The following is a 21,740-nucleotide window of genomic DNA, read 5'->3' on the forward strand; positions in this document are numbered from 1 at the left end:
GCTCGCCGGCGCCGCACCCCTCGGCATGGCCTTCGCGGCCATGACCGGAACAGCCGCGCTCGGCGCGGTCGTCACCCGCGTCCCCACCGTGACCGGTACGGACCGGGACCCGCTGACCGACATCCGAACCGGGGACCGGGGCAGCGTCGACGCCGGCCAGGGCATCGCCACGGCCCGCATCGACCCCGCACCCCGCCCCGCCCTCCCCTCAATGATGAGGAGACGTCCATGAGCGCCACACCACACCTCGTGGAACTGGCCCCGATCATCGAGCGTCAGCGAGCGAACCGCCGCTGGCTGTTGATGTACGCGGTCTGCTGTCTGATCACCTTCCTCGACGGCTTCGACTTCCAGATCCTGTCGTTCGCCGCCACCTACCTCAAGAAGGACTTCGGGCTCACCGAGACGCAGCTCGGCACCCTGGGCACGGTCGGCCTCTTCGGCACCATGATCGGTGCGCTGATCATGGGTTATCTGGCGGACCGGATGGGACGCCGTCCCACCATCATCGTGTCGGTCGCCGGATTCGGCGTCTTCATGCTCGGTTTCGCCCAGGCGGACACCTACGCACACCTGTTCGCCCTGCGCTTCATATCCGGGCTCTTCCTCGGCGGCGTACTCCCGCTGACCTGGGCCCTGGCGGCCGAGTACGCGCCGAAGCGGTTCCGGGTGACCGCCGTCTCCATCATCATGTGCGGCTACACGCTCGGCGGCGCCGCCGGCGGTCCCGTCTCCAACTGGCTGATCCCCGACTACGGCTGGCGATCGGTGTTCGTCGTCGGCGGTGTCTGCTCCCTGCTCACCGTCCTCGCGGTGCTGCCGCTGCTGCCCGAGTCGGTGAAGTTCCTGGCGCTGAAGGCCCGCCCCGACAGCGACGAGCGCATCTCCCGCATCCTGAGCCGCTTCCAGCCGGGCCTGTCCATCGAGCCCGGGACCCGCTTCACCACCGAGGCCCAGGAGCAGGCGCACTCGGGCAAGCGGTTCACCCCCGCCCAGCTCTTCCGCGGCCACCTCGCCGCCATCACTCCCCTGCTGTGGGTCGTCTACCTCCTCTCCTCGGCGCTGATCTACTTCCTGGTCTTCTGGACCCCAATGATCAACGAGCGGATGGGCTTCAGCGTGAGCGCGGCCGCCACCATCGCCGCCCTGGCGAGCGTCGCGGGCGCCGTCGCGCAGCTGTTCATCAGCCGGTTCGTCGACCGCAAGGGCGCGGGCATCATCCTGTGGATGCCGCTCGCAGCCGTCGTCTGCATGGTGACGCTGGGCAGCGGAGCTCTCGCCCCGGCCGTCTACGTCGCCTTCGTCATCGGCGCCAAGATGTTCGTCAACGGCGGTCATGGCGGTATCACCAGCATCGCCGGCACCTTCTACCCGACGGCGATCCGTGCCAACGGTGCCGCCTGGGCGTCCTCGGTCGCCAAGATCGGTGCGATGGTCGGTCCCTGGCTCGGCGGTGTCATCCTCGACGCCGGTCTCGGGGCACAAGGCGCGTTCACCGTGTTCGCGGTCTGCCCGGCCGTGATGGTGGTGGTGCTGTTCGTGTTCGGCCGGGTCCAGCGTCGGCTGCCGGCCGAGGCCGAGGGAGCGATCTCCGTGGAGACACCCACGACCGGCGTGGCGCCGGTGAAGACGGCGGCCGCCTCCTGATGACGGACGCCCGCCTCAGTCACTTCGCACAGAACCACCAGCAACAACCAGGAAAGAGTCAAGCGGTGTCCACAGAGCTGCGGAGCAACCATCCGATCGGGTCTTCCCGCTGGGCGACGACCCGCACGCAGTGGAAGGCGCTGGGTTACAACGACGAGGAGATCCGTCGGCCCAAGATCGCCATCGTCAACTCCTCCTCCGGGCTGGCGCCGTGCTTCGCCCACCTCGACAAGGTCGCGGAGGCCGTCCGCCAGTCGGTGTACGACGCCGGCGGGCTGGGCTTCGAGATCCGCACCGTCGCGCCGACGGACTTCAGCATGGCCGCCGGCCGGGGCGGCGGATATGTGCTCTCGGGCCGCGACCTGGTGTCCTACGACATCGAGTCGGTGGTCGAGGGCGCGAAGCTCGACGGAATGATCTGCCTGGCGTCGTGCGACAAGACGACGCCCGGCCAGCTGATGGCGGCCGCGCGGACCGACGTCCCCACCGTGATCGTCGCCTGCGGATACCAGAGCTGCGGTGTCCTCGACAACGGTCGCCGTGTCGACATCGAGGAGGTCTTCGTCGACGCCGGCAAGCTCGCCGCGGGCGCCATCAGCTTCGACGACCTCTGCCAGATGTCCGACCGCGCCATCACCGGCCCCGGCGTCTGCCAGGGGATGGGCACCGCCAACACCATGCACATCGTCGCCGAGGCGCTCGGGATGGCGCTGCCCGGCTCCACCCCGACCCAGGCCAACAGCGAGACGATGTGGGCGGCCGCGAAGGCCGCCGGCCCGGTCGTCATGGCGGCGATCGAGGCGGACCGGCGCCCCAGCACGGTGATGACCCCCGCCGCGTTCCGCAACGCGGTGACGGCGGTCATCGCGGTCAGCGGCTCGATCAACGCGGTCAAGCATCTGGAGGCGATCGCCGCGGAGTCGCCGTACGACATCGATGTCCACCGGCTCTTCGAGGAGATCGGGCGGGAGGTCGGGCCGATCGCGGCCGTCCAGCCCAACGGGCCCACGACGATCGACGAGTTCGACGCCGCAGGCGGCGCTCGCGGCGTGCTCCGGCAGCTCGGCGACAGGATCGACGGCTCCGCCATGACGGTCACGGGCAAGCCGATGGCCGAGGCCGTCGCCGGCGCCCCCGTCGACGCGGAGGTGATCCGCGCCGAGCCGATGCGCGCCGAGTCCACCATCGTCCTGATGCGCGGCAACCTGTGCCCCGACTCCGGCATCGTGAAGCTGTCGGTGACGGAGAACCGGGCCCGCACCTTCCGCGGCACGGCGCGTGTCTTCGAGGCAGCGCCCGAGGCCACCGAGGCGATCGAGCGCGGCGAGGTGCTGCCGGGCGAGGTCCTCGTGCTGCGGGGGCTTGGCGTCACCGGAACACCGGGGATGGGGATGGCCTCCAACGTGGTCTTCGCGCTGAACGGCGCCGGCCTGAGCGAGCAGGTGGCGTTCGTGACCGACGGGCAGCTCTCGGGGCTCGTCAACAAGGGCATCGTCGTCGGCGAGATCTCGCCCGAGGCAGGCGTGCCCGGCCCGCTGGGCGTCGTCCGCACCGGTGACGAGATCGCGATCGACGTCCCGAACCGGACCGTCGACCTGCTGATCGACGACGAAGAGCTGAACCGCCGGATCGAGGCGTACGCCGAAACACGCGCGCCGCAGACCTGGCCGGCGCGGCCCGGCTCCTGGCTCGGCGTGTACGCCGACGCCGTGGAGCCGCTCGACCGGGGCGCCACGCTGCGCCGGACCGCCGCCAACTGACCAACGCTCTCAAGAAAGACGAACGACACCATGCCCCACGCCCTTTCCGATCTCGTCGTCCACACGGTCACCAAGCCGGCCGACCATCCGGCCGAACGGCTCGACGCCGACATCCTCGTCGTCGGTGCCGGCATCGCCGGGCTCTCGGCGGCCATCCAGGCGCGCCGCCTCGGCCGCGACGTCGTCCTCGTCGACGCGCTCCCGGTCCTCGGCGGCCAGTGCGTCAACTCGATGATCGGGCTCTTCTGCGGGATCTACGGCAACGCGCCCGACTACCGCCAGCTGACCTACGGGATCTTCGGCGAGCTCTTCGAGGCGATGGAGAAGACCAACGACATCTACTACCGCCGTACTCACACCCAGACGGTGGTCTACGACGAGGTGGCCCTCGGCCGCTGGTTCGAGAACATCGTCCAGGAGCTCGGCATCCGGGTGGTCCTCGGCGCCTCCGTCAGCGGCGTGGGGATCGAGGGCGGCGTCATCGAGCGGGTCGACTTCGCCACCCGCTTCGGCCCCGTGAGCGTCACCGCCCGCGGTGTCGTCGACACGACCGGCGACGCTGCGCTCGCCTGGGAGGCGGGGCTGCCCTGCCAGGTCCCCGACCGTACCGTCTGGGGCTCCCAGCAGATCCGCCTGGAGGGACTCGACGAGTCCGGCAATCCGGAGCCCGCCGAGCTGGTGGCCCGGGTCGACGAGAAGGCCGGCGAGTACGGCCTCGTCCGCCGCGACGGGCTCGCGTTCTTCTTCCCGGGCCGCAACACCGCGGTGATGAACATGACCCACGTCGAGGCTCCCCTGACCGCCGTCGAGGCCACCGACGCGCAGCTGCGGGGCCGCGCCCAGGCGGACCGGGTCGTGAAGTTCCTCCGGCAGGAGTTCCCGAAGGCGTTCAAGAACGCCAAGGTCCAGGCCTACGGATTCCCGGGGCGGCGGCAGGCCCGCTGGCTCGCCGCCTCCCACCAGCTGACCCTCGACGAGGTACGGCAGGAGACGAAGTTCGACGACGCCATCGCCCGGACGGCCTGGCCGGTCGAGCTGCACGACCGGGTCGAGGGCTACGTATGGGAGACCTTCGGCCCCGACCACGTCCACTACGTCCCGCTGCGCAGCATGCTCTCGCCGCAGGCGCACAACCTCGTGGCCGCGGGCCGCTGTGTCGACGGGGACGCCGCCGCCCTCTCCAGCGTCCGGGTGATGGGCCCTTGCTCGGCGATGGGCCTCGCCGCCGCGCACGCCCTCGACCTGACCCTGGGCGAGGACGTCCACCAAGTCGACCTCGGGGCGCTGCGCGACCGCGTCCGTGAGAACGTCGAGGACTGAGGAGGAGCCGATGGTCGCTCTGACCGACGAAGAGAAGTCCATGCGCGACGGCCGTGACGGCGACGCCGTCGCGGCGGCGATGGACCTGCTCATCAGGTACGCCGACGCCCTGGGCGCCGAGCACCTGTGCGAGACACGCAATGTGGCGGGGACCAACACCCAGCCCTCGCCCGCCAAGACGAAGCTGTTCGAGGAGGGCGGCTGGTCGAAGGCGTTCGCGGTGATCAGCCTCGACTGCGACGACGACATCACGGTGCCGCAGATGAAGGTGCCGACCTGCCAGCTCCAGCACGGCTTCGGCAACGACGCGCTGGGGATCATGCCGTACTCCGAGCGCAACATCGAGCTGCAGGCCGACGCCGAGTCGTTCTACAGCTCCAAGGGCGTCAACGTCCTGGCCACGTGCACTCCGTACCAGGTGGGCAACCTGCCGACCTACGGCGAGCACGTCGCCTGGATGGAGTCCTCGGCGGTGGTGTACGCCAACTCGGTCCTCGGCGCGCGCACCAACTGCGAAGGGGGCGCCTCGACCGGGTCGGCGAGCATCACCGGCCGGATCCCCTGCTGGGGCAACCACCTGGTGGAGAACCGGTACGGCACCCATCTGATCGAGTCCGGGCTGCGGATGACCGGCTTCCAGGACTGGGGCATGTTCGGCTACTTCGTTGGCGACGCGGTCATGGAGGCGCGGCCGGTCATGGTCGGCGACCTCGGCCAGCCCGACCTGGCGGACCTGAAGCACTTCGGTGCGGCCGCCGCCTCCTCGGGCGGCGTCGAGATGTACCACATCCCTGGACGCACCCCCGACGCGCCGACCCTGGAGGCCGCCTTCGGCGGCGCCGCCCCGCCCGAGCCGCTGCACTACGGCGAGGCGGAGCGCCGCGCGATGTACGACTCGCTCAACTCCATCGGGAACAGCGAGGACGTCGACTTCGTGCTGATCGGCTGCCCGCACGCCTCGCTCGAGCAGATCGGCCGGGTCGCGCGGGCGCTCGAGGGCCGCACCCTGTCGGCCGGGACCGAACTGTGGGTCATGACGCCGCGCGCGCTGCGTTCCGTCGCGGACCGCAACGGGTGGACGGCCACCATCGAGGGCGCCGGGGGACGGGTCCTGACCGACTCCTGCCCGGCCATGTCGCGGGTGGCGCCGGCGGGCACCAAGGTGTTCGCCACGGACTCGGCCAAGCAGGCCCACTACCTGCCGGCGATCCTCGGCATCGAGGCCTGGTTCGGCACCACCGAGGAGTGCGTCGACGCCGCCGTGACCGGCCGCTGGCGCGGCTCGCTGGCCCCCGCGGCGGTGGTCCGATGACCAGCGTCGCAGAACCCCGGCGGCTTGTGCTCCGCGGCCGCGGCATCGTGCCGGGGCGCGTCGAGGGCGAGGCCCTGGTCTCCCACGAGACCATCTCCGGCTGGGGCGGGATCGATCCGGCCACTGGCACCATCGTCGAGCGCAGGCACGAGCTCTACGGCGTCTGCTTCACCGGCAAGGTGCTGGTCTTCCCGGGGGCGAAGGGCTCCTCAGGCTGGTCCGGCTTCTTCCAGTCGACCCGCCTCATGGGCACCGCACCGCTGGCGATGGTCTTCACCAACCTGACCACCAAGGCCGCCCTGGGCGCGATCGTGACCCGCGTCCCCACGGTGACCGAGCTCGACGACGACCCGGTCGCCAGGATCGCGACCGGCGACCGCGTCGAGGTCGACGCCGACAACGGGCTGGTGGTGGTGCACGGCCCGTGGCCGCGGGCAGATCATCCGCGGTGACGAGTCCGCGCCCCGCCCGCGGCTCGGGGGCCGTCACCGACTTCACCGGTGACGGCCCCCGAGGCGCGGGTGACCGGTCGGACACCCTCGGCCCGCCCCGCCCCGGCGACCTGGGCGGGGCCGTACGGTAGCCCTCATATCGCCCCGCGCCCGCCCGTACACGATCGGGCGCGCCTTGCTCCCGGCCCTCTCCCGCCAGGAGCCCGAGCATCCCGGAGCCGCCGGTGCCTGGTAAAAGCGCAGCGACGGGTGGGCGCGACGCCCGTTCCCTCAGCGTCCGCACACTCGACGTGCTGGGCGCTTTCGGCGCCGCCCGCCCGCGGCTCACCCTCTCCGAGGTGTCCCGGGCGAGCGGCCTCTCCCTCACGACCACCCACCGCATCGTCACCGACCTCATCGAGTGGGGCGCGCTGGAAGAGGCCGACGGCGGCTACCAGATCGGACTCCGGCTCTGGGAGGCGGCGTGCGCGGCGCCCCGCGGGCTCGCCCTGCGGGAGACCGCGCTGCCCGCGATGGAGGACCTCTACGAGGCGACCCACGAGAACGTGCAGCTGGCCGTGCGCGAGGGGCTCGAGGTCGTCTACGTGGAGCGCATCACCGGCCGTGGCGCGATCCGGGTCCTCACCAAGGTCGGCGGGCGCTTCGCCCTGCCGGCCACCGGCGTCGGACTCGTCCTGCTGGCACACGCTCCTCGGGTGGTCCAGGAGCGGGTGCTGGCCGAGCCGTTGCGGCGCTGGACGCCGTACACCGTCACCGACCCCGCGGTGCTCCGCAAGATGCTCGCCGAAGTGCGTGGCGCCGGGTCGGCCCTCAGCGACCGTCAGGTGACCGAGGACGCGTTGTCGGTCGCCTGCCCCGTGCGTGGCGCGGGCGGCGAGGTGGTGGCGGCGCTCTCCGTCGTGGTCCGCTCCGACGGCCCCCTCACCCTGACGGCGCTGACCCCCGCGGTACAGGCGGCGAGCCGCAGCATCTCCCGCGCCCTGGGCTGGGAACCGACCCGGCCGACCCGTGGCCGGCGTCTGCTGGACGCGGGCTGAGGTCCGTGGGCGTGGGCTGAGAGCCCGTCAGGCGCGAGCTGAAATTCCTTTCCTTCCGTACATCGGAAGTGCCCTGGGCCGCAGAGGGCCGCGTCGGTCAACGTGAGGCAACCCGGTCGTCGCACCGGACCCCGGACGGGGTTCGGCCGGGCGAGAGACACACAAGGAGACACCGATGCCCAGTTGGCCTGTGAACCAGTGGTACGTCGCCGCCTACAGTGAAGAGATCGGCGACGGCCTGCTCGGACGCACGATCTGCGGAGAGCCGCTCGTCTTCTACCGGACCGGCGAGGGCGAGGTCGTCGCGCTGGCCGACCGGTGCGTGCACCGCCGGTACCCGCTGTCGCTCAGCCACCTCAAGGACGACCAGATCGTCTGCGGCTACCACGGCTTCACCTACGACAAGACCGGCGCCTGCGTCGCCGCACCGGCCCAGAAGCGGATCCCGCGCACGGCCCGCGTCCCCGCCTGGACGGTCCGCGAGCAGGACTCGCTGGTGTGGGTCTGGATCGGTGACCAGGAGCTGGCCGACGAGGCGCTGATCCCGCGGGCGCCGTGGCTGGACTCGCCCAACTACACGGTCGTCCGCGGCATGGAGCCGCTCAAGGCGCGCTACAGCCTGCTGGTCGACAACCTGATGGACCTTTCCCACGAGACCTACCTCCACGGCGGCTACATCGGCACGCCGGAGGTCGCCGAGACGCCGATCACGACCGAGGTCGACGAGGACGCCAACGTCGTCTACGTGAGCCGCCACATGGACGACGCCGAGTGCCCGCCGTTCTACTCCAAGTCCACGGGCATCGATGGCCGGATCACCCGCTGGCAGGACGTCGAGTACCACGCGCCGTGCCTCTACCTGCTGCACAGCCGGATCGCCCCGGCCGGCGTCCTGCCGCCGCAGGAGGGCCCGGACGACAAGGCCTTCCACGTCGAGGTGACCTACGGGATCACCCCGTCGACCGAGCACGAGACCCTGGACTTCTGGATGGTCTCGCGTGACTTCGCGCTCGACGACGAGGAGGTCACCGAGTTCCTCGCGACCAACAACCACACGGTGGTCATGCAGGACGTCGTTGCGCTCGACCTGCTCGAAAAGGTCGTCGAGGGCGAGAAGGAGAACTACCAGGAGCTGTCGATCAACATCGACACCGGCGCCCTGGCCGCCCGCCGGATCCTCACCAAGCTGGTCGCCCAGGGCGAGGAGAGGACGGCCGCGGCGAAGGCGGTGACCGCGCCATGAGCAGCCCCAACCAGGCCGGTCCCGCCGCCCCCGTGCGCGCGGACCTGCCGGCGCCGACCAAGATGCTCAAGGGGCGGACCGTCTACCGGGTGGTGTGGAAGCTCAACACCGACGTGCTCGTCGGCTACTGCTGGTGCGGCACCGCCCACGAGGACACCGACCCCATCGCCCTGTGGGAGTGGCTCCTGGCGCACCCGGACACGCACGGCGGCCGGACCGACTCCGCCGTACCCGACCCCGAGCCGGAGCTGGTGGACGCGTGAACACTGAGATCGAGCTGGAGCTGGTCGTCGCGGCCGCCACGGAGCCCGCCGCGGACGTCCGGCTACTCGAACTGCGCAGCCCCGACGGGGCCGAGCTGCCTGCCTGGTGTGCCGGGGCCCACATCGACCTGCTGCTCGACGACGGGCTGGTGCGGCAGTACTCGCTGTGCGGCGATCCGGACGACCGCAGCAGCTGGCAGGTCGCCGTGCTGCGCGAGCCGGAAAGCCGCGGCGGTTCGGCGCACGTCCACGACAAGCTCGGCGTGGGCGATCCGATCAAGGCACGCGGTCCGCGCAACAACTTCGAGCTGGAGCCGGCGGCGGCATACGTCTTCGTGGCGGGCGGCATCGGCATCACGCCGATCCTCCCGATGCTCGCCTCGGCCGACGCAGCCGGTGCCGACTGGCGGCTCTACTACGGTGGCCGCACCCGGGGCTCGATGGCCTTCGTGGACGACCTTGTGGCGCGCCACGGCGACCGCGTCGTCGTCCGCCCGCAGGACGAGACCGGACTCCTCGACCTGGCCGGGATCGTCGCAGGCCGTCCGGATGGCGCGCCGATCTACTGCTGCGGGCCGGCGCCGCTCCTCGATGCCCTGGAGTGCGTGTGCACGCCCCTGCCGTCCGGCACGCTGCGCACCGAACGGTTCACGGCGCTCGAGGCCGACCCGGACGCCGTCTTTGAGGGTTTCGAGGTCGAGCTGACCGACTCCGGACAGGTTCTACAGGTGCCTGCCGACAAAACGATCCTCGACGTGATGGAGGAGGCCGGCATCGAGGTCCTCTCCTCCTGCCGGGAAGGCACCTGCGGCACCTGCGAGACCGGCGTCCTGTCGGGCACGATCGACCACCGCGACGTCCTGCTGACGCCCGACGAGCGAGCGGCCAACGATGTGATGTTCGTCTGCGTCTCCCGGGCCGCCCCCGGCTGCTCGAGGCTGGTCCTCGAACGCTGACGGCGGTCACCGCAGCCACGGAACGACGAAGGTCGACGTACGGGATGCACTCGGCCGGCGGGTGGTCGGTATCCGTGTCGAGGTAGTGCTCGGAGAGGTCATGGAAGACCCGGAGAACTGCTGCTTCGGCGAGGGTGCGGAGGATCTGGTGTTGGCGAACTCCCTGACACGCTCTACTCGACACGCGCGTGATCGATGAACGCGGTCAACGCGTCCACGGTCGCGTCGGGCTGCTCGTCGGGAATGAAGTGCCCGGCTTCCGGGATGACGACGCCGGTCACGTTCTCTGCCCAGGGACTGAGGGAGGCGGCCATGTCGGGGATCGAGCCGTGGGAGCTGGAGATTCCCAGGACCGGGATGGTCAAGTGCCCTCGTCCGGAAGCGAGAGCGTCCTGGTTCTTGCGCGCTGATTCCGTGGCGTCGCGGAAGTAGGCGAGAGCCGCCCGGAGCCCTCCCTCGGCTGCGATGGAGGCGGCGTAGTGGTCGATGTCGGTGCTGTCAAACGTGTCCGGAGACAGTGTCTTGGCCCTCAGGAACCAGGCCACGTAGTCACGCTCGCGGCCGGTGATCAGCGTCTCGGGCAGTTCGGGCAACACGTGGAATGCCAAGTGCCAGGTTTTCCAGGCCTGTTCGGGATCCGTTGGGATGGCGTCCGGGAGGGTGATTCCGGGAATGCCGGCGTCGAGCAGGGCCACGCCGTGCAGGCGGTCTTGGTACCTCAGGGCGAGCGAGAAGGCGACGCAGGCCCCGATGTCGTGGGCGACGAGCCAGTACTTCGGCACGTTGAGCGCGGTCAACGCGGCCTGTATGCGCGAAGCGACGGTGTGAGTGTCGTAGCCCCCTTGGGGGCGATCGGAGTGGCCCTGTCCCGGCAGGTCGATCGCGATCACGCGGAAGCGCTCGGCAAGGCGCGGCATCGCCTTGTGCCAAGCCCACCAGGTCTGCGGGAATCCGGCGAGCAGCACGACGGTGGGGCCGCTCGACCGACCGCCTTCCACGGCGTGAAGCCGGACTCCTTCCGCATCGACCCAGCGGTGGGCGAAGCCCGCGAGGTCACGCAGCGGCAGCCCAGAGACCTGGCTCTGACCGGGAGAGCCGTTCGGGCCGATGGCGGTGTCGGGGTCGGTCATGCCCCGAGTCTAACAAATCTTGGACTATTCAGTTCAGGATAGGATGAACAAGGCCACGCTGGACTGGCTCAAGAACGGGGTGTATGCGGTATGGCCGGAAAGAAGCAGTTCGACGTGGACATCGTGCTCGACGCGGCGATGTTCCAGTTCTGGCGGGCCGGGTACGCCGACACCTCACTCGACGACGTCTGCAGGGCGACCGGACTGAACCGAAGTTCCATCTACTCCTCGTTCGGCGACAAGGACTCGCTCTACCTGCGCTGCCTGGACCGTTATGCCGTCCGGTATGGAGACAGGTACCAACAGGCGCTTTCCTCCGGCGCGTCCGGGGAACCGCTGCTGGCGATACGGGCGTTTTTTGAAGTCACCCTCAAACGCATCGCCGACCCCGACGTGCCGGACGGATGCCTGGTCGCTCAGACCGCGATGGCGACTCCAGTACTCAGCCCCGCTATCGCCACGCGTGCGATCGAAGCCGTGGGGCTTCAGCGTGCGCGGCTGCAGACCGCCTTGAACACCGCAGAGTTGGCCGAGGGCGACGCCGAGAACTACGCCACTCACATCACGGCGGTCAACCAATCCCTGGCTGTGATGAGCAGGGCCGGGGCGAGCCAGAAGCATCTCAGCGCGATCGTCGACATCAGCATGAGCGCGCTCTCACAGGCTTTGCACAACCAGGGCTAGCTAGGCGCGGGCGGCGAAAGGCCCCTCCGCCCGACGCGATCACCTCCGAATACGCCGCGGGCCCAAACCACAAAATGCTCCTTGGCCCTCCCGACGCCGGCCGACCGGCATGCCGCCGCCGGCTACCCGGCGGCACGGGAAGGTGCCCCGAACCGGCGCGCGGTTCGGGGCCCCTTGCCACGAGTGGGCGATCACAGCTCGATGTCGAGTCGTTCCACGTCGGTGAATTCCACCCCGAGGCCGTGTGCCCGGGAGTTGTACGCGCGGAAGTACATCTGCGCGAGGCCGTCGGCCGCAATCTGCTGGAGCTGCTGCTCGTTGGCTCCTTGCTCGTGGACGGTGAACAGGCGGTCGTCGTACTCGGGCGGCAGGGCCTGGGTGATGGCGCAACCCCCGTCTTAGGCCGACTGCAGTCAAGAGGTGAAGTCCACGCGGTCTTCTATCTCACTCCGGGCGGCCGCCTGGGCCTCACTGCCCTCTCTGTGGAGCAGGCCGACGCCCTCGCCGCTCACCTGGCCGGCCTCGGCCACTCGCCGTCCAACGTCATCGCGGACCGCGACACTGCCGACGCTTTCGCCGAGTCCTGGCAGCGGCACACGAGCGCGGCGCCGGTACCGCCTTTCTGGCGGACGCATCTCTACCGCCTCGGCACACTCACCCCACCGCAGCCGCGCCCGGAGGACCGGGGCGCCTCACGGGCGGGCAGGACCGTGAGCAAGTCGTGCACTGGTGCCTTGAGTTCTGTGTCGACGTCGGGAAGCAGCCCTCCATCGACTTGATTGACGCCGGCTCCTGGGACGACTCTCGTTTCGGCGACAGGCACTTCACGTTCTGGGAGACCCCGGACGGCACCCCCGTCGCGATGGCGGCCGCGACCTCGATGGTCGGCGGCATGGACAGGGTGGACCCCGTCTACGCCCCGACCCACCTCCGGGGTCGCGGCTACGCGGGCGCCGTGACGGTCGAGGCGAGCCGGGCAGCACTGGCTGCGGGCGCGACGGATGTCGTCCTGTTCACGGACCCGGACAACCCCACCAGCAATGCCCTCTACCAGCGCATCGGGTACGTCCACGTCGCCGACTTCGCCGGGTACAGGTTCTCCGGCCTTCACAGCAGGGTCGGCGACGCTCGTAGCTCTCGCCTTCCTGTTCGGGGCGCGCAGCACAGCCAAGAGGGGCTCCCGCCCGAGCCCCCTGCAGGAACCGCTTCAACCGCGAGTCCATCGACGGCCGTCGACGGAACGCCGCCCAGCACCCCAGCGGACTGACGCCGAACACCGTTTATGAACGCCCTCTTCCGATGCACAGACAGCTGCCAGGCTGAACAGCTGAACCCCATCCCTCCCCCTTGGAGAGCACCGTGGATCTGAGCGCCAGCGGCGAACCCGTCATCGTGCAGGAGGAGACTCAGGTCGACGTCGGCGTCCGCCTTCGGCCGGGCACTGTCACCCTCACCCAGAATGGCAAGGACTTCGATGCGTACCACGCCCTGGTTAAGTTCGCTTCTGTCCAGAAGCAACCCTGGACAGCGCAGAAGGTCAAGTTCTCGGCCACGGGGACGGACGGCAAATCCGTGGGACTCACCGTGGATCTACTCCTCCTCGCCATGTCGAGCGGCCAGAGGGATCCGCCATCCCGCCCATGTCAGACTCCCACCGGGCCCCGTAAACGATCTCTGTGGCGTGGTGGTTGGTGCGTGAGTGGCCGATCCGGGTACCGTCCCGTCAGGATGATGGTCGATCCAGGACAGGCCCCCAGGTCGAGCCGCATGCGGGTACGGGTCACCGCGACATAGGCAAGCGTGAGTCGACCCAGATTGCGCGCGGCATCGCTCACGCTCATGGCCTGGAGGTTGACGTCGACTACGAGGTGAACTACCTGATCACTGTCAACGACAGCGACCAGGCCGCCTTCGTGGCCCGCACGGTGGGCGAAGTTTTCGGCCAGGATCGCTACCGGGAGGCGCCACGGGCCGGCATCGGTGCCGGAGGATTTCAGCTACGTCGCGGAACGCGTTCCCCCGGCCTTCGTGACGCCGAGCACCTGCCCCTCCTCGCGAACCACAACGTCATAAACCACCAGGAGGACGCGTTCGCTGTGCGGGCCTGCTTGCTTGGTCCCACCGGCGACGCCGCCACCAGGCCCGATCCCAGGCCAGCCACTATCAGCGACAGGCCGCCCAGGCACGAAGATCGCGATCTACAGCTGGAGCATTAGGAGCTCTTCGCGAGGAAGGCTTCAAGGAGGCGCTGGGCCGACTGATGATCGCAACGCATGGCAATTTCCATCGGAGTTTCTCCGTCAACGCACGGAAGAGAAGGATCGGCCCCATAAGCCAACACGATGGCGGTCAAGGCAGAATGCAACGGTATCCGGTCTGCAGGTTGGAATCACCCTCCAAATCAATCGCGTGCGCCAACAGCGCCATACCGAAGCAGATTTCGTTCGGGTCCGCTCCAGAACCCAGAAGAACAGCAAGTTCTTCATATTCATTCATCTCGACAGCTTGATGCACAGGCGACCATGACTCACTCACGGAGCCAACTGAATCAATCACAATTTCATCCATTGTCAAATCTCCAGTACCGAGCGACGGTAATTCAATACTGGCACACTCATCTTCCGCACCACTAATAGAGAATGGACGACTGGGAACCAGGTCGATGGCCCCCATCAGTTCGGCAAGCAGCCCTCTATCGTCCACGGACTCCGCAGAGAAGGGGAGCTGCTTGATGTCGACCCACCGAAACCCGTGCTCTTTCGGATCTGGGACGTAGCGTCGAAAGTTGATGAAGGCGCTTCCCTCGTGAGAGAGCCCGTTGTCCATGGCGCCAGCCTAGAAGGCAGGCAACGGGCCCTGGTGATCCACCGGACAGACCCTGACCACCGATGCCCTTCACTACTCCAGCGTCAGCGCGCTGCACGCGCACTCTTCCTCGCCAGGCAGAAGACTCCTGACAAGCCCTGGTCATCCCGTCCCTTCCGCAGTAACGCCCGGCTGCGGCCGGGTTCGCGTGCCCCAGCGGGCAAGAGAGGGGCCGACAGCGCCCAGCGCCGCGAAGAACAACGCCAGCAGCAGCCAGCCCGCCGTCCCGAGGCCGAGCACCACCGTGGTGAGGATCGCGGGGGCAAGAGCCTGGCCCGCGCTGAAGCCGAGGCCGAGGACACCTTGGTACTGACCCTGGGCATGGTCGGGGGCAAGACCGAAACCCAGGGCGAAGCTGGCCGAGGACTCCCAGACCTCTCCCAGGCTATGGACGAAGATCGCTGCCAGGACCAGTCCCGCCGCCGCCCAGACAGGGGTGTACGCCGCCAGCGCCATCATCGGGCAGCTGACGAGGAAAAGCAGCCCCGCAGTGCGAAACGCCCTGCCACCGTCGTGCAGGGTTTCGATACGGGAGCCGATCCTGGTCTGCATCAGCACGCAGAAGGCGGCATTGACGGCGAACAGCGCGGCCACCGTCCAGCGCGGCACTTCGGTGTGTTCGGAGATCCAGATCGGCAGGAGCAGGGAGACCACCGGGTACTGCAGCCCCATGGCCCCGTAGAGGGCGGTGAACGTCAGGAACGGACGGTCCTTGAAAGCGAGCCAACGGCACTGCTGCGGCGGCGCTGCCAGCACCGGATAACGGGGCAGCAGAAGCAGAAACACCGCGCACAGGGCGAAGCTCGCCGCGTTGCCGAGGATCAGCGTGACATAGGCGCCACGGGTGTCCGCGGCCAGCGCCAGCCCGGCACCCACCGTTCCGAGAATGACGCCAAGATTGACGAAGGTTCGCAACCTCGCCCGGAACAGGGCCGGGCGATCACCCCCCACCCGGACCACCAGAACGCCCCAGGCCGCCCCACCAGCCGCCGCGGCCATCTGATCGACCGTCGCGATGATCGTGAGCGCGGCCCAGCTCTCGACGACGACGAGGGCCGCCATCGACATCGCCTGGACCGCGAGGGCCAGCATCATGATCGTGCGTGCCCCGCGCCGGTCGGCGAGATGCCCTCCGGGGATCCCCGCGCACAAGCCGATCACTCCGGCGATGGTGAGCGCGGCGCCGACCTGCACCGCGGGCAGGCCCACGACCAAGGTGAAATAGAGCGCCGACGCCGCGTTGAACAGACCGTTGCCGACCCGGTTGACGAAACTGGCGCCGATCAGCACGCGCTCCGGCCCGTTGTCCCCTGCCATGCGGCCTATTCGGCCTGCCAGGCCGCCCTTGATCACGGACGGCAGGCTAGCAGCGGCCGCAGAACCCGCCGCAGTCGTACCAAGATCGCGTGCCCCAACCGCGAGGCGGGCCCCGACGAATGCTCCATCCCGAAGGCCGTGTCGACAAATGAAGGCACCCTCAAGTGACCTGCGCGGTCGCGGCATCGGGCTCGCCCCAAGTGGCCGACCTGGTGAAGCGCAGCTCCTTGCCGTGGTTCGGCGGCCGCCCACCCTGCGGCGGTGCAGGCTTAGAAGCACTAACAGAAGTCGTTGATCATGTGACTTTCGGCTTGTTCGGTCGTTGGTCTCGGTGTGGGAAAGCGTCAAGCGCGGCCGTGGGTCGTGTCGGATGAACTGTGGTCGCTGATCGAGCCGTTATTGCCCGAGCCGGGCCCGAAGCTGGTGGCGGGCCGGCCGCGGGTGCCGGACCGGCAGGCGTTGTGCGGGATCTTGTTCGTGCTGCATACGGGCATCCAATGGGAGTACCTGCCCCAGGAGTTGGGCTTCGGCTCGGGCATGACCTGCTGGCGACGCCTGGCCGCCTGGAACGAGGCCGGCGTGTGGGACCAGCTGCATGTCGTGCTGCTGAGGAAACTGCGGGCCTCGAACAAGTTGGACTGGTCGCGGGCGGTGATCGACTCCTCCCACGTCAGGGCAGCTCGGCGCGGCCCAAAAGCGGGCCCAGCCCGGTCGACCGCGCGCGACCAGGCAGCAAGCATCACGTCATCACCGACGGCCAGGGCATCCCACTCGCGGTGTCGCTGACCGGCGGAAACCGCAACGACGTCACTCAACTGCTGCCCCTGCTCGACAAGATCCCACCCGTCGCTGGTGTTGTCGGCCGACCGCGACGGCGACCGGACATGCTCTTCGCCGACCGCGGCTACGACCACGACAAGTACCGGCGGCTCCTCTGGCAGCGCGGTATCCGCCCGGTTATCGCCGAGCGGGGCTACCCGCACGGCACCGGCCTGGGCGTCTTCCGCTGGGTCGTCGAACGCACCATCTCCTGGCTGCACGGCTTCCGCCGCCTACGCATCCGCTGGGAACGCCGCGACGACATCCACGAGGCCTTCCTCGGACTTGCCACCTGCCTCATCACCCACCGCCACGTCCAGCGCCTTTGTTAGGACCTCTTAAGCAGACACCCAACCAGCCCCGGCGCGGAGCTGGTTGCGTGCCGAGGTGGAGGAGTGAGCGCAGCAAGGGATGGCCTGGGCGCCCCTCCCCTACCATGCAGGCGTGATCAAGCCCATTGAACTCTTGATATTTGACTGTGACGGCGTTCTGGTGGACAGCGAGCGCATCGCAGTACGCGTGGACGCGAGGAGCCTGGCGTTGCTCGGCTGGCCGCTCAGCGAGGCTGAGATCGTCGGGGCCTCCCCCTGAGTGGTGGACACGCTGATACTGGATCTGCTTGATCCGGAGGAAGCGAGAAGACCGCCGATGGCGATGAAGGACTACTCGGACGAGTTCAAGGCCGATGCCGTGGCCCTGTACGAGTCCACACCCGGGGCGACCTACAAGAGCATCGCCGCTGACCTGGGCGTCAACCGGGCGACCCTGCGTGAGTGGGTGCTGCGGGACCGCGAACGCCGTGGCGCCGGCGCCGCGGCTGCGAAGCCGGGCACCCGGCCTCGGGAGGCGGTGCCGTCCGCTGATCCGGACGAGCGGGTCCGGCAGCTGGAGGCCCGGGTGGCCGAACTCGAGGCGAGTGAGCGCAAGCTGGCCACCGAGCGGGACATCCTCCGCAAGGCGGCCAAGTATTTCGCCGGAGAGACGAACTGGTGAGGAGCCGCTTCCAGTTCGTTGACGACCACCGGGACACCTACGAGGTGAAGCGGCTCTGCCAGGTCCTGGACGTGAACCGGTCCAGCTACTACAAGTGGCTCGCCGGCGCCGAGGCCCGGGCCACCCGGCAGCACCAGGACCGGCTCCTGGCCGAGGAGATCCGCGAGGTCCACGGCGAGTCCGGCGGCGCCTACGGCTCCCCGCGAGTGACCGCCGAGCTCCGCGAGAAAGGACGGCGGGTCAACGAGAAGCGCATCGCCCGGATCATGCGGACGTTCTCCATCACCGGTATCCGCCTGCGCAGACACGTGCGCACCACCGTCCCGGACCCGGCAGCCTCACCGGTCCCGGACCTGTTCCAGCGGGACTTCACCGCCACCGGACCCGGACTGAAATACATGGGCGACATCACGTATCTCCCCCTGGAAAACGGGCAGTTCCTCTATCTGGCGACCGTGCTGGACTGCTTCAGCCGCAAGGTCGTCGGCTGGTCCATCGCCGACCACATGCGCACCAGCCTGGTCGCCGACGCACTGCGGATGGCAGCGGCGACCCGCGGCAGCCTGGAGGGCGCCGTGTTCCACTCCGACCACGGGGCCCAATACGGCTCCCGGGCCTTCGCCGGCCTCTGCGACCAGCTCGGGGTCACCCGGTCGATGGGCGCGGTCGGCACCAGTGCCGACAATGCGGCCTGCGAAAGCTTCCACGCCTCCCTGAAACGCGAGACCCTCCAGGGCGCCCACGACTACGGCGACTCCGGCACCTGCCGCAGGACCGTCTTCGCCTGGCTGACCCGCTACAACACCCGCCGCCGGCACTCCGCCAACGGCCACCTCAGCCCCAACGAATACGAACACCGACACCACACCGCTAAACTCACGCTCGCCGCGTGATCAATAACCGCGTGCCCACCTTCACGGGGGAAGGCCCGTCGAACGCTTTGTAGGCCGCTCACACGCCGACATGATCACCGAGGTCGAGAAGCACCTCGGCTACCGGCTCCGGGACGGGTGCGAGGCGGAGCAGCACCGGTTGTACCGTCAGGCCATGGAAGCCGAACTCACCACCGTCGACGGCGTGGTGGAGGCCCTCGACGAGATCCAGTTGCCCACCTGTGTAGCCTCCAGCAGTACGCATGCCGGTCTTCGCCACACTCTGGGTCTGACCGGGCTGTACCCGCGCTTCAAAGGTCGCATCTACAGCGCGGCGGAAGTGGCCCACGGCAAGCCGGCACCCGACCTCTTCCTCCACGCGGCACGGCGAATGGGATTCGACCCTGAGGTCTGCGCCGTGGTCGAGGACAGCCGCTATGGTGTGCAGGCTGCCCGCGCCGCTGGCATGCGCGCGTTCGGCTACTGCGGCGGGCTCACCCCGGCAGAGTGGCTGCACGGGCCGGGCACAGTGGTCTTTGATGACATGCGTAACCTGCCGGCTCTCCTCTCCCAGGCGTGATCGTCGAATGTTGATCACGGGCTGCGGCCGCACGACCTCAAGGCTGCGGTTACTTACCGCATCCTCGGCTGGCTCACCCGGATGATCACCGGCCCGCTCGTGCTCTGACAAGGAGGGTTCACCGGTTGGCGTGCACACCGTAGCCTCCCTCCATGGGTGAAGGAGAGGTTCGGGTCGTCGTGCGCAAGTTCGACGGCAGTCTGCACTGGCACCACACCATGGTGCGGCTGGGAGAGGACGAGTACGGGGTCTGGCTCGGTGAGTCGATCGGGACGATCTACGGCAAGGGCGAACAGTCCGAGGTCTACGCCACTCAAGAGCCACGCGTCATGCTCTTTCCCCGTGACGCCTGGTGGACGGCCATGTTCCAGGAGGCACCTGCGCAGCTGGATGTGTACTGCGACGTCACCACGCCGCCAAAGTGGGTACACACGGGTGGAGTCACCACGGTCGACCTGGACCTGGACGTCTGCCGGACACGTGCAGACGGATCCGTCCACATCGCCGATGAGGATGAGTTCGCCACCCATCAGGGCCGCTACGGCTACCCGCAGCACGTCATCAGCCACGCAGAGAACACCGCGGAGTGGCTGTCAGCAGCGCTGCGCGACGGCACCGAACCTTTCGCTACCCGCTACCGCGCGTGGCTTGCCCAAATTCGTTGAGCTCAGCAGACCTGATGCGGCACCACAACCGCACTTCACACCAGCGTCTGTGGACGATCACGTAATTCCCCGCAGCTAGAGATCTTCAATGGCTGAGGTTACGGCGGTTGGAAGTCGAGGCCAGTCTTGGCGATGAGGCCGGGTCGGTACTGCATCCGTTTGAGCCGGGTCTTCACGAGCGTGGTGAGCTGGTCGAGGCTGTGTTTGGTGAGGTTGGCCAGGGACCACTTCAGAAGGCTTCCGCTTTCCGAACGTGATCGTTTGGTTGGGGCTTGGCGGGCATGAACGGCGGTTGATGGCGGGAGAGATGGGGTGGTTCGTCCGCTCGTACTCGCTCGTGGAGGTGGCTGATGCCGTCGGTGCTGGGACTGCTGGAGGCCCGGGAGAAGAAGATCCGGGAAGAGGTCGCGCAGCTGCGGGAGGAGGCCGAGCGGGTGCAGGCTGCGCTGGCTGCGGCGGAAGATGCCGTGGAGCGGCTGGCGGGGGCCCGGGCGGCGGTGGCCGAGGTGCTGGCCGAAGCTCCGGCCGGGGACGCGGGGTCGGTGCGCGGCGCGGTGGCGGGCTCGGTGGTGCCGCACCGGGCCGATGGTGTCGGTGTGGAGGCCCTCGCGGCCGAGTATCAGCAGATCCTGACGGTGCTTGCCGCGCCGCGCGCTGCCGAGGCATGCGGGCGAAGCAGATCGCTCTGGCGTTGGGCTGGGACACGACGCCCGCCAGGGTGGAGGGAGTGCGCGGCCGGGTGAAGCGGCTGGCCGCCCGGGGATGGGCCACCGAGGTCGAGCCGGGAGTATTCGGCGCGGTCAGTGCAGTGTCGGCCGCGGGGTGAAGGCGTCGCGGCGGCGTCCGGCCAGCCGGCTGCCCATCAGCATGGTCATGGACCACTGCACCATCGCCTCATGCATGGCGGTCAGCACCTCGTAGTCGCGCACCAGACGACGCGAACGCACCAGCCAGCTCAGCGTGCGTTCCACCACCCATCGCCTCGGCAGCACCACGAACCCCGCAGTGTCGTCCGAACGTTTGACGATCTCCAGGGTGAGCTGGAGCTCCTCGCTCGCCCAGTCGACCAGCCGCCCTGCGTAACCGCCGTCCGCCCACACCAGCCGGATCGAGAAGTACCCTTCCCGCAGCCGGGACAGTAACGGCACGCCCGCATCGCGGTCCTGCACGCTCGCCGCCGTCACCAACACCACCAGCAGCAGCCCCAGCGCGTCCACGGCCAGGTGCCGCTTGCGGCCGCCCACCTTCTTCCCGCCGTCCCAGCCCGACGTGGTGCGCGGCACGCTCGCCGCCGCCCGCAGCGACTGCGAGTCCACGATCGCCGCCGTCGGATCGACCTTGCGGCCCTCCTTGACCCGGACCGCGTCACGCAGCCGGTCGTGCAGCTCGGTCAGCAGCCCGCAGACCTGCCAGCGGCGGGCGAAGGCATGGACCCGCCGAAACGGCGGAAAGTCCGCCGGCAGATTCCGCCACTTCACCCCGTTGTCCACGACATACCGCACAGCGTCGATCATGATGCGGTGGCAGTAGCCCTCCGGCCGCCCGCCCCGGCCCTCCAGCCAGGCCGGCACTGGCAACGCAGCCCGCACCACTTGCCACTCCGCCTCCGTCATATCCGAGCCGTAGCATGGCAGCCGGTTCGGATGGTCCGCCGCGTTGCCGAACCGGTGCACGAGACAGTCACACGACCGCGCCGACGAGCTGGCCTCCACGGACATCGACACGGCAGACTGCGACAACAGGGCCCTCTCCTGGTACTCGGATCGGTTCGCACCTCCGAACTACCAAGAGGCCCTGCCGTCATGCCCCGGCACCGCCAGCATCA

Annotated in this window: 21 protein-coding genes and 4 pseudogenes; 20 read left to right on the forward strand and 5 right to left on the reverse strand. The window is 68.9% G+C overall.

Translation table 11 applies throughout. The features are described 5' to 3' along the window. The first annotated feature begins 40 nt into the window (after positions 1-40). The 11 genes from OG574_RS01020 to OG574_RS01070 all read left to right on the forward strand — a co-directional run bounded on the left by OG574_RS01020 (position 41) and on the right by OG574_RS01070 (position 9,990). The gene (locus OG574_RS01020; protein WP_326771402.1) at positions 41-232 is read left to right on the forward strand and encodes a hypothetical protein; all 192 of its coding nucleotides are present in this window, start codon (positions 41-43) and stop codon (positions 230-232) included. Beyond that, positions 229-1,647 (forward strand): MFS transporter, encoded by a 1,419-nt coding sequence (locus OG574_RS01025; protein WP_100596889.1) that lies wholly within the window; start codon positions 229-231, stop codon positions 1,645-1,647. The genes OG574_RS01020 and OG574_RS01025 overlap by 4 nt, the downstream gene beginning before the upstream one ends. Positions 1,648-1,712: 65 nt before the next feature. Next, positions 1,713-3,407 (forward strand): dihydroxy-acid dehydratase domain-containing protein, encoded by a 1,695-nt coding sequence (locus tag OG574_RS01030; protein WP_326771403.1) that lies wholly within the window; start codon positions 1,713-1,715, stop codon positions 3,405-3,407. A gap of 30 nt (positions 3,408-3,437) precedes the next feature. Then, positions 3,438-4,727: an FAD-dependent oxidoreductase gene (locus OG574_RS01035; RefSeq protein WP_326771404.1), complete on the forward strand. Its 1,290-nt coding sequence runs from the start codon at positions 3,438-3,440 to the stop codon at positions 4,725-4,727. Positions 4,728-4,737: 10 nt separating this feature from the next. Then, on the forward strand, positions 4,738-6,039 hold the full coding sequence (locus OG574_RS01040) for an aconitase X catalytic domain-containing protein (RefSeq protein ID WP_326771405.1): 1,302 nt from the start codon (positions 4,738-4,740) through the stop codon (positions 6,037-6,039). After that, entirely contained in the window at positions 6,036-6,491 is a 456-nt protein-coding gene (locus OG574_RS01045; RefSeq protein WP_326771406.1) for an aconitase X swivel domain-containing protein, read from the forward strand. The genes OG574_RS01040 and OG574_RS01045 overlap by 4 nt, the downstream gene beginning before the upstream one ends. Next, on the forward strand, positions 6,488-6,622 hold the full coding sequence (locus OG574_RS01050) for a hypothetical protein (protein ID WP_326771407.1): 135 nt from the start codon (positions 6,488-6,490) through the stop codon (positions 6,620-6,622). Before OG574_RS01045 ends, OG574_RS01050 begins: the two co-directional genes overlap by 4 nt. A gap of 93 nt (positions 6,623-6,715) precedes the next feature. After that, positions 6,716-7,528, forward strand: a complete 813-nt coding sequence (locus OG574_RS01055; protein WP_326771408.1) for an IclR family transcriptional regulator — start codon at positions 6,716-6,718, stop codon at positions 7,526-7,528. 175 nt (positions 7,529-7,703) lie between these two features. Further along, positions 7,704-8,771, forward strand: coding sequence for an aromatic ring-hydroxylating dioxygenase subunit alpha (locus OG574_RS01060; RefSeq protein WP_326771409.1), 1,068 nt, complete (start codon positions 7,704-7,706; stop codon positions 8,769-8,771). Then, positions 8,768-9,034, forward strand: a complete 267-nt coding sequence (locus tag OG574_RS01065) for a hypothetical protein (protein ID WP_326771410.1) — start codon at positions 8,768-8,770, stop codon at positions 9,032-9,034. The genes OG574_RS01060 and OG574_RS01065 overlap by 4 nt, the downstream gene beginning before the upstream one ends. Further along, complete coding sequence (locus OG574_RS01070; protein WP_326771411.1) at positions 9,031-9,990, forward strand: PDR/VanB family oxidoreductase; 960 nt, start codon at positions 9,031-9,033, stop codon at positions 9,988-9,990. The genes OG574_RS01065 and OG574_RS01070 overlap by 4 nt, the downstream gene beginning before the upstream one ends. Positions 9,991-10,163: 173 nt before the next feature. On the opposite strand, the gene OG574_RS01075 is transcribed toward OG574_RS01070, so the two are convergent. Then, a complete protein-coding gene (locus OG574_RS01075; protein ID WP_326771412.1) occupies positions 10,164-11,120 on the reverse strand; it encodes an alpha/beta fold hydrolase in 957 nt (318 codons plus the stop codon). A 90-nt stretch (positions 11,121-11,210) separates the two neighbouring features. On the opposite strand from OG574_RS01075, the gene OG574_RS01080 reads away from it, so the two are divergent. The 3 genes and pseudogenes from OG574_RS01080 to OG574_RS01090 all read left to right on the forward strand — a co-directional run bounded on the left by OG574_RS01080 (position 11,211) and on the right by OG574_RS01090 (position 14,020). Then, on the forward strand, positions 11,211-11,804 hold the full coding sequence (locus tag OG574_RS01080; protein WP_326771413.1) for a TetR/AcrR family transcriptional regulator: 594 nt from the start codon (positions 11,211-11,213) through the stop codon (positions 11,802-11,804). Between the two features lie 395 nt (positions 11,805-12,199). Then, positions 12,200-13,071, forward strand: a pseudogene (locus OG574_RS01085) (GNAT family N-acetyltransferase); the annotation flags it as partial. A gap of 409 nt (positions 13,072-13,480) precedes the next feature. Further along, on the forward strand, positions 13,481-14,020 hold the full coding sequence (locus tag OG574_RS01090) for a hypothetical protein (protein WP_326771414.1): 540 nt from the start codon (positions 13,481-13,483) through the stop codon (positions 14,018-14,020). A 133-nt stretch (positions 14,021-14,153) separates the two neighbouring features. Here the strand turns inward: OG574_RS01090 and OG574_RS01095 are convergent, their stop codons facing one another. Together OG574_RS01095 and OG574_RS01100 are read right to left on the reverse strand one after the other, a co-directional pair. Beyond that, entirely contained in the window at positions 14,154-14,630 is a 477-nt protein-coding gene (locus tag OG574_RS01095) for a hypothetical protein (protein WP_326771415.1), read from the reverse strand. A 141-nt stretch (positions 14,631-14,771) separates the two neighbouring features. Further along, positions 14,772-16,022 carry an MFS transporter gene (locus OG574_RS01100; RefSeq protein ID WP_326771416.1) on the reverse strand — a complete coding sequence of 417 codons (1,251 nt, stop codon included), beginning with the start codon at positions 16,020-16,022 and terminating at the stop codon, positions 14,772-14,774. Between the two features lie 297 nt (positions 16,023-16,319). Between OG574_RS01100 and OG574_RS01105 the strand changes: the two genes are divergently transcribed. The 5 genes and pseudogenes from OG574_RS01105 to OG574_RS01125 all read left to right on the forward strand — a co-directional run bounded on the left by OG574_RS01105 (position 16,320) and on the right by OG574_RS01125 (position 19,915). After that, positions 16,320-17,137, forward strand: a protein-coding gene (locus tag OG574_RS01105) for an IS5 family transposase (RefSeq protein ID WP_442816782.1) whose coding sequence is annotated in 2 segments (ribosomal slippage) — positions 16,320-16,649 and positions 16,652-17,137 — 816 coding nt in all. Because the reading frame shifts where the segments join, the coding sequence is not laid out codon by codon here. 112 nt (positions 17,138-17,249) lie between these two features. After that, a pseudogene (locus OG574_RS01110) lies at positions 17,250-17,381 on the forward strand (HAD family hydrolase); the annotation flags it as partial. 72 nt (positions 17,382-17,453) lie between these two features. After that, positions 17,454-18,691 (forward strand): IS3 family transposase gene (locus OG574_RS01115; RefSeq protein ID WP_326771418.1). Its coding sequence is split into 2 segments (ribosomal slippage): positions 17,454-17,777 and positions 17,780-18,691, totalling 1,236 coding nucleotides; the frame shifts between segments, so codons are not numbered across the junction. Between the two features lie 37 nt (positions 18,692-18,728). Then, positions 18,729-19,250 (forward strand): annotated as a pseudogene (locus OG574_RS01120) (HAD-IA family hydrolase); the annotation flags it as partial. Positions 19,251-19,429: 179 nt separating this feature from the next. Next, entirely contained in the window at positions 19,430-19,915 is a 486-nt protein-coding gene (locus OG574_RS01125) for a DUF402 domain-containing protein (protein WP_326771419.1), read from the forward strand. Positions 19,916-20,013: 98 nt separating this feature from the next. Here the strand turns inward: OG574_RS01125 and OG574_RS01130 are convergent. Beyond that, positions 20,014-20,154: pseudogene (locus OG574_RS01130) on the reverse strand (IS630 family transposase); the annotation flags it as partial. A 111-nt stretch (positions 20,155-20,265) separates the two neighbouring features. Here OG574_RS01130 and OG574_RS01135 point away from each other — a divergent pair. Next, entirely contained in the window at positions 20,266-20,658 is a 393-nt protein-coding gene (locus OG574_RS01135) for a hypothetical protein (RefSeq protein WP_326778845.1), read from the forward strand. Between the two features lie 57 nt (positions 20,659-20,715). On the opposite strand, the gene OG574_RS01140 is transcribed toward OG574_RS01135, so the two are convergent. Beyond that, positions 20,716-21,654, reverse strand: coding sequence for an IS5 family transposase (locus OG574_RS01140; RefSeq protein WP_326771420.1), 939 nt, complete (start codon positions 21,652-21,654; stop codon positions 20,716-20,718). Positions 21,655-21,740 lie beyond the last annotated feature (86 nt).

Source organism: Streptomyces sp. NBC_01445, assembly GCF_035918235.1.
Lineage (GTDB): Bacteria > Actinomycetota > Actinomycetes > Streptomycetales > Streptomycetaceae > Streptomyces.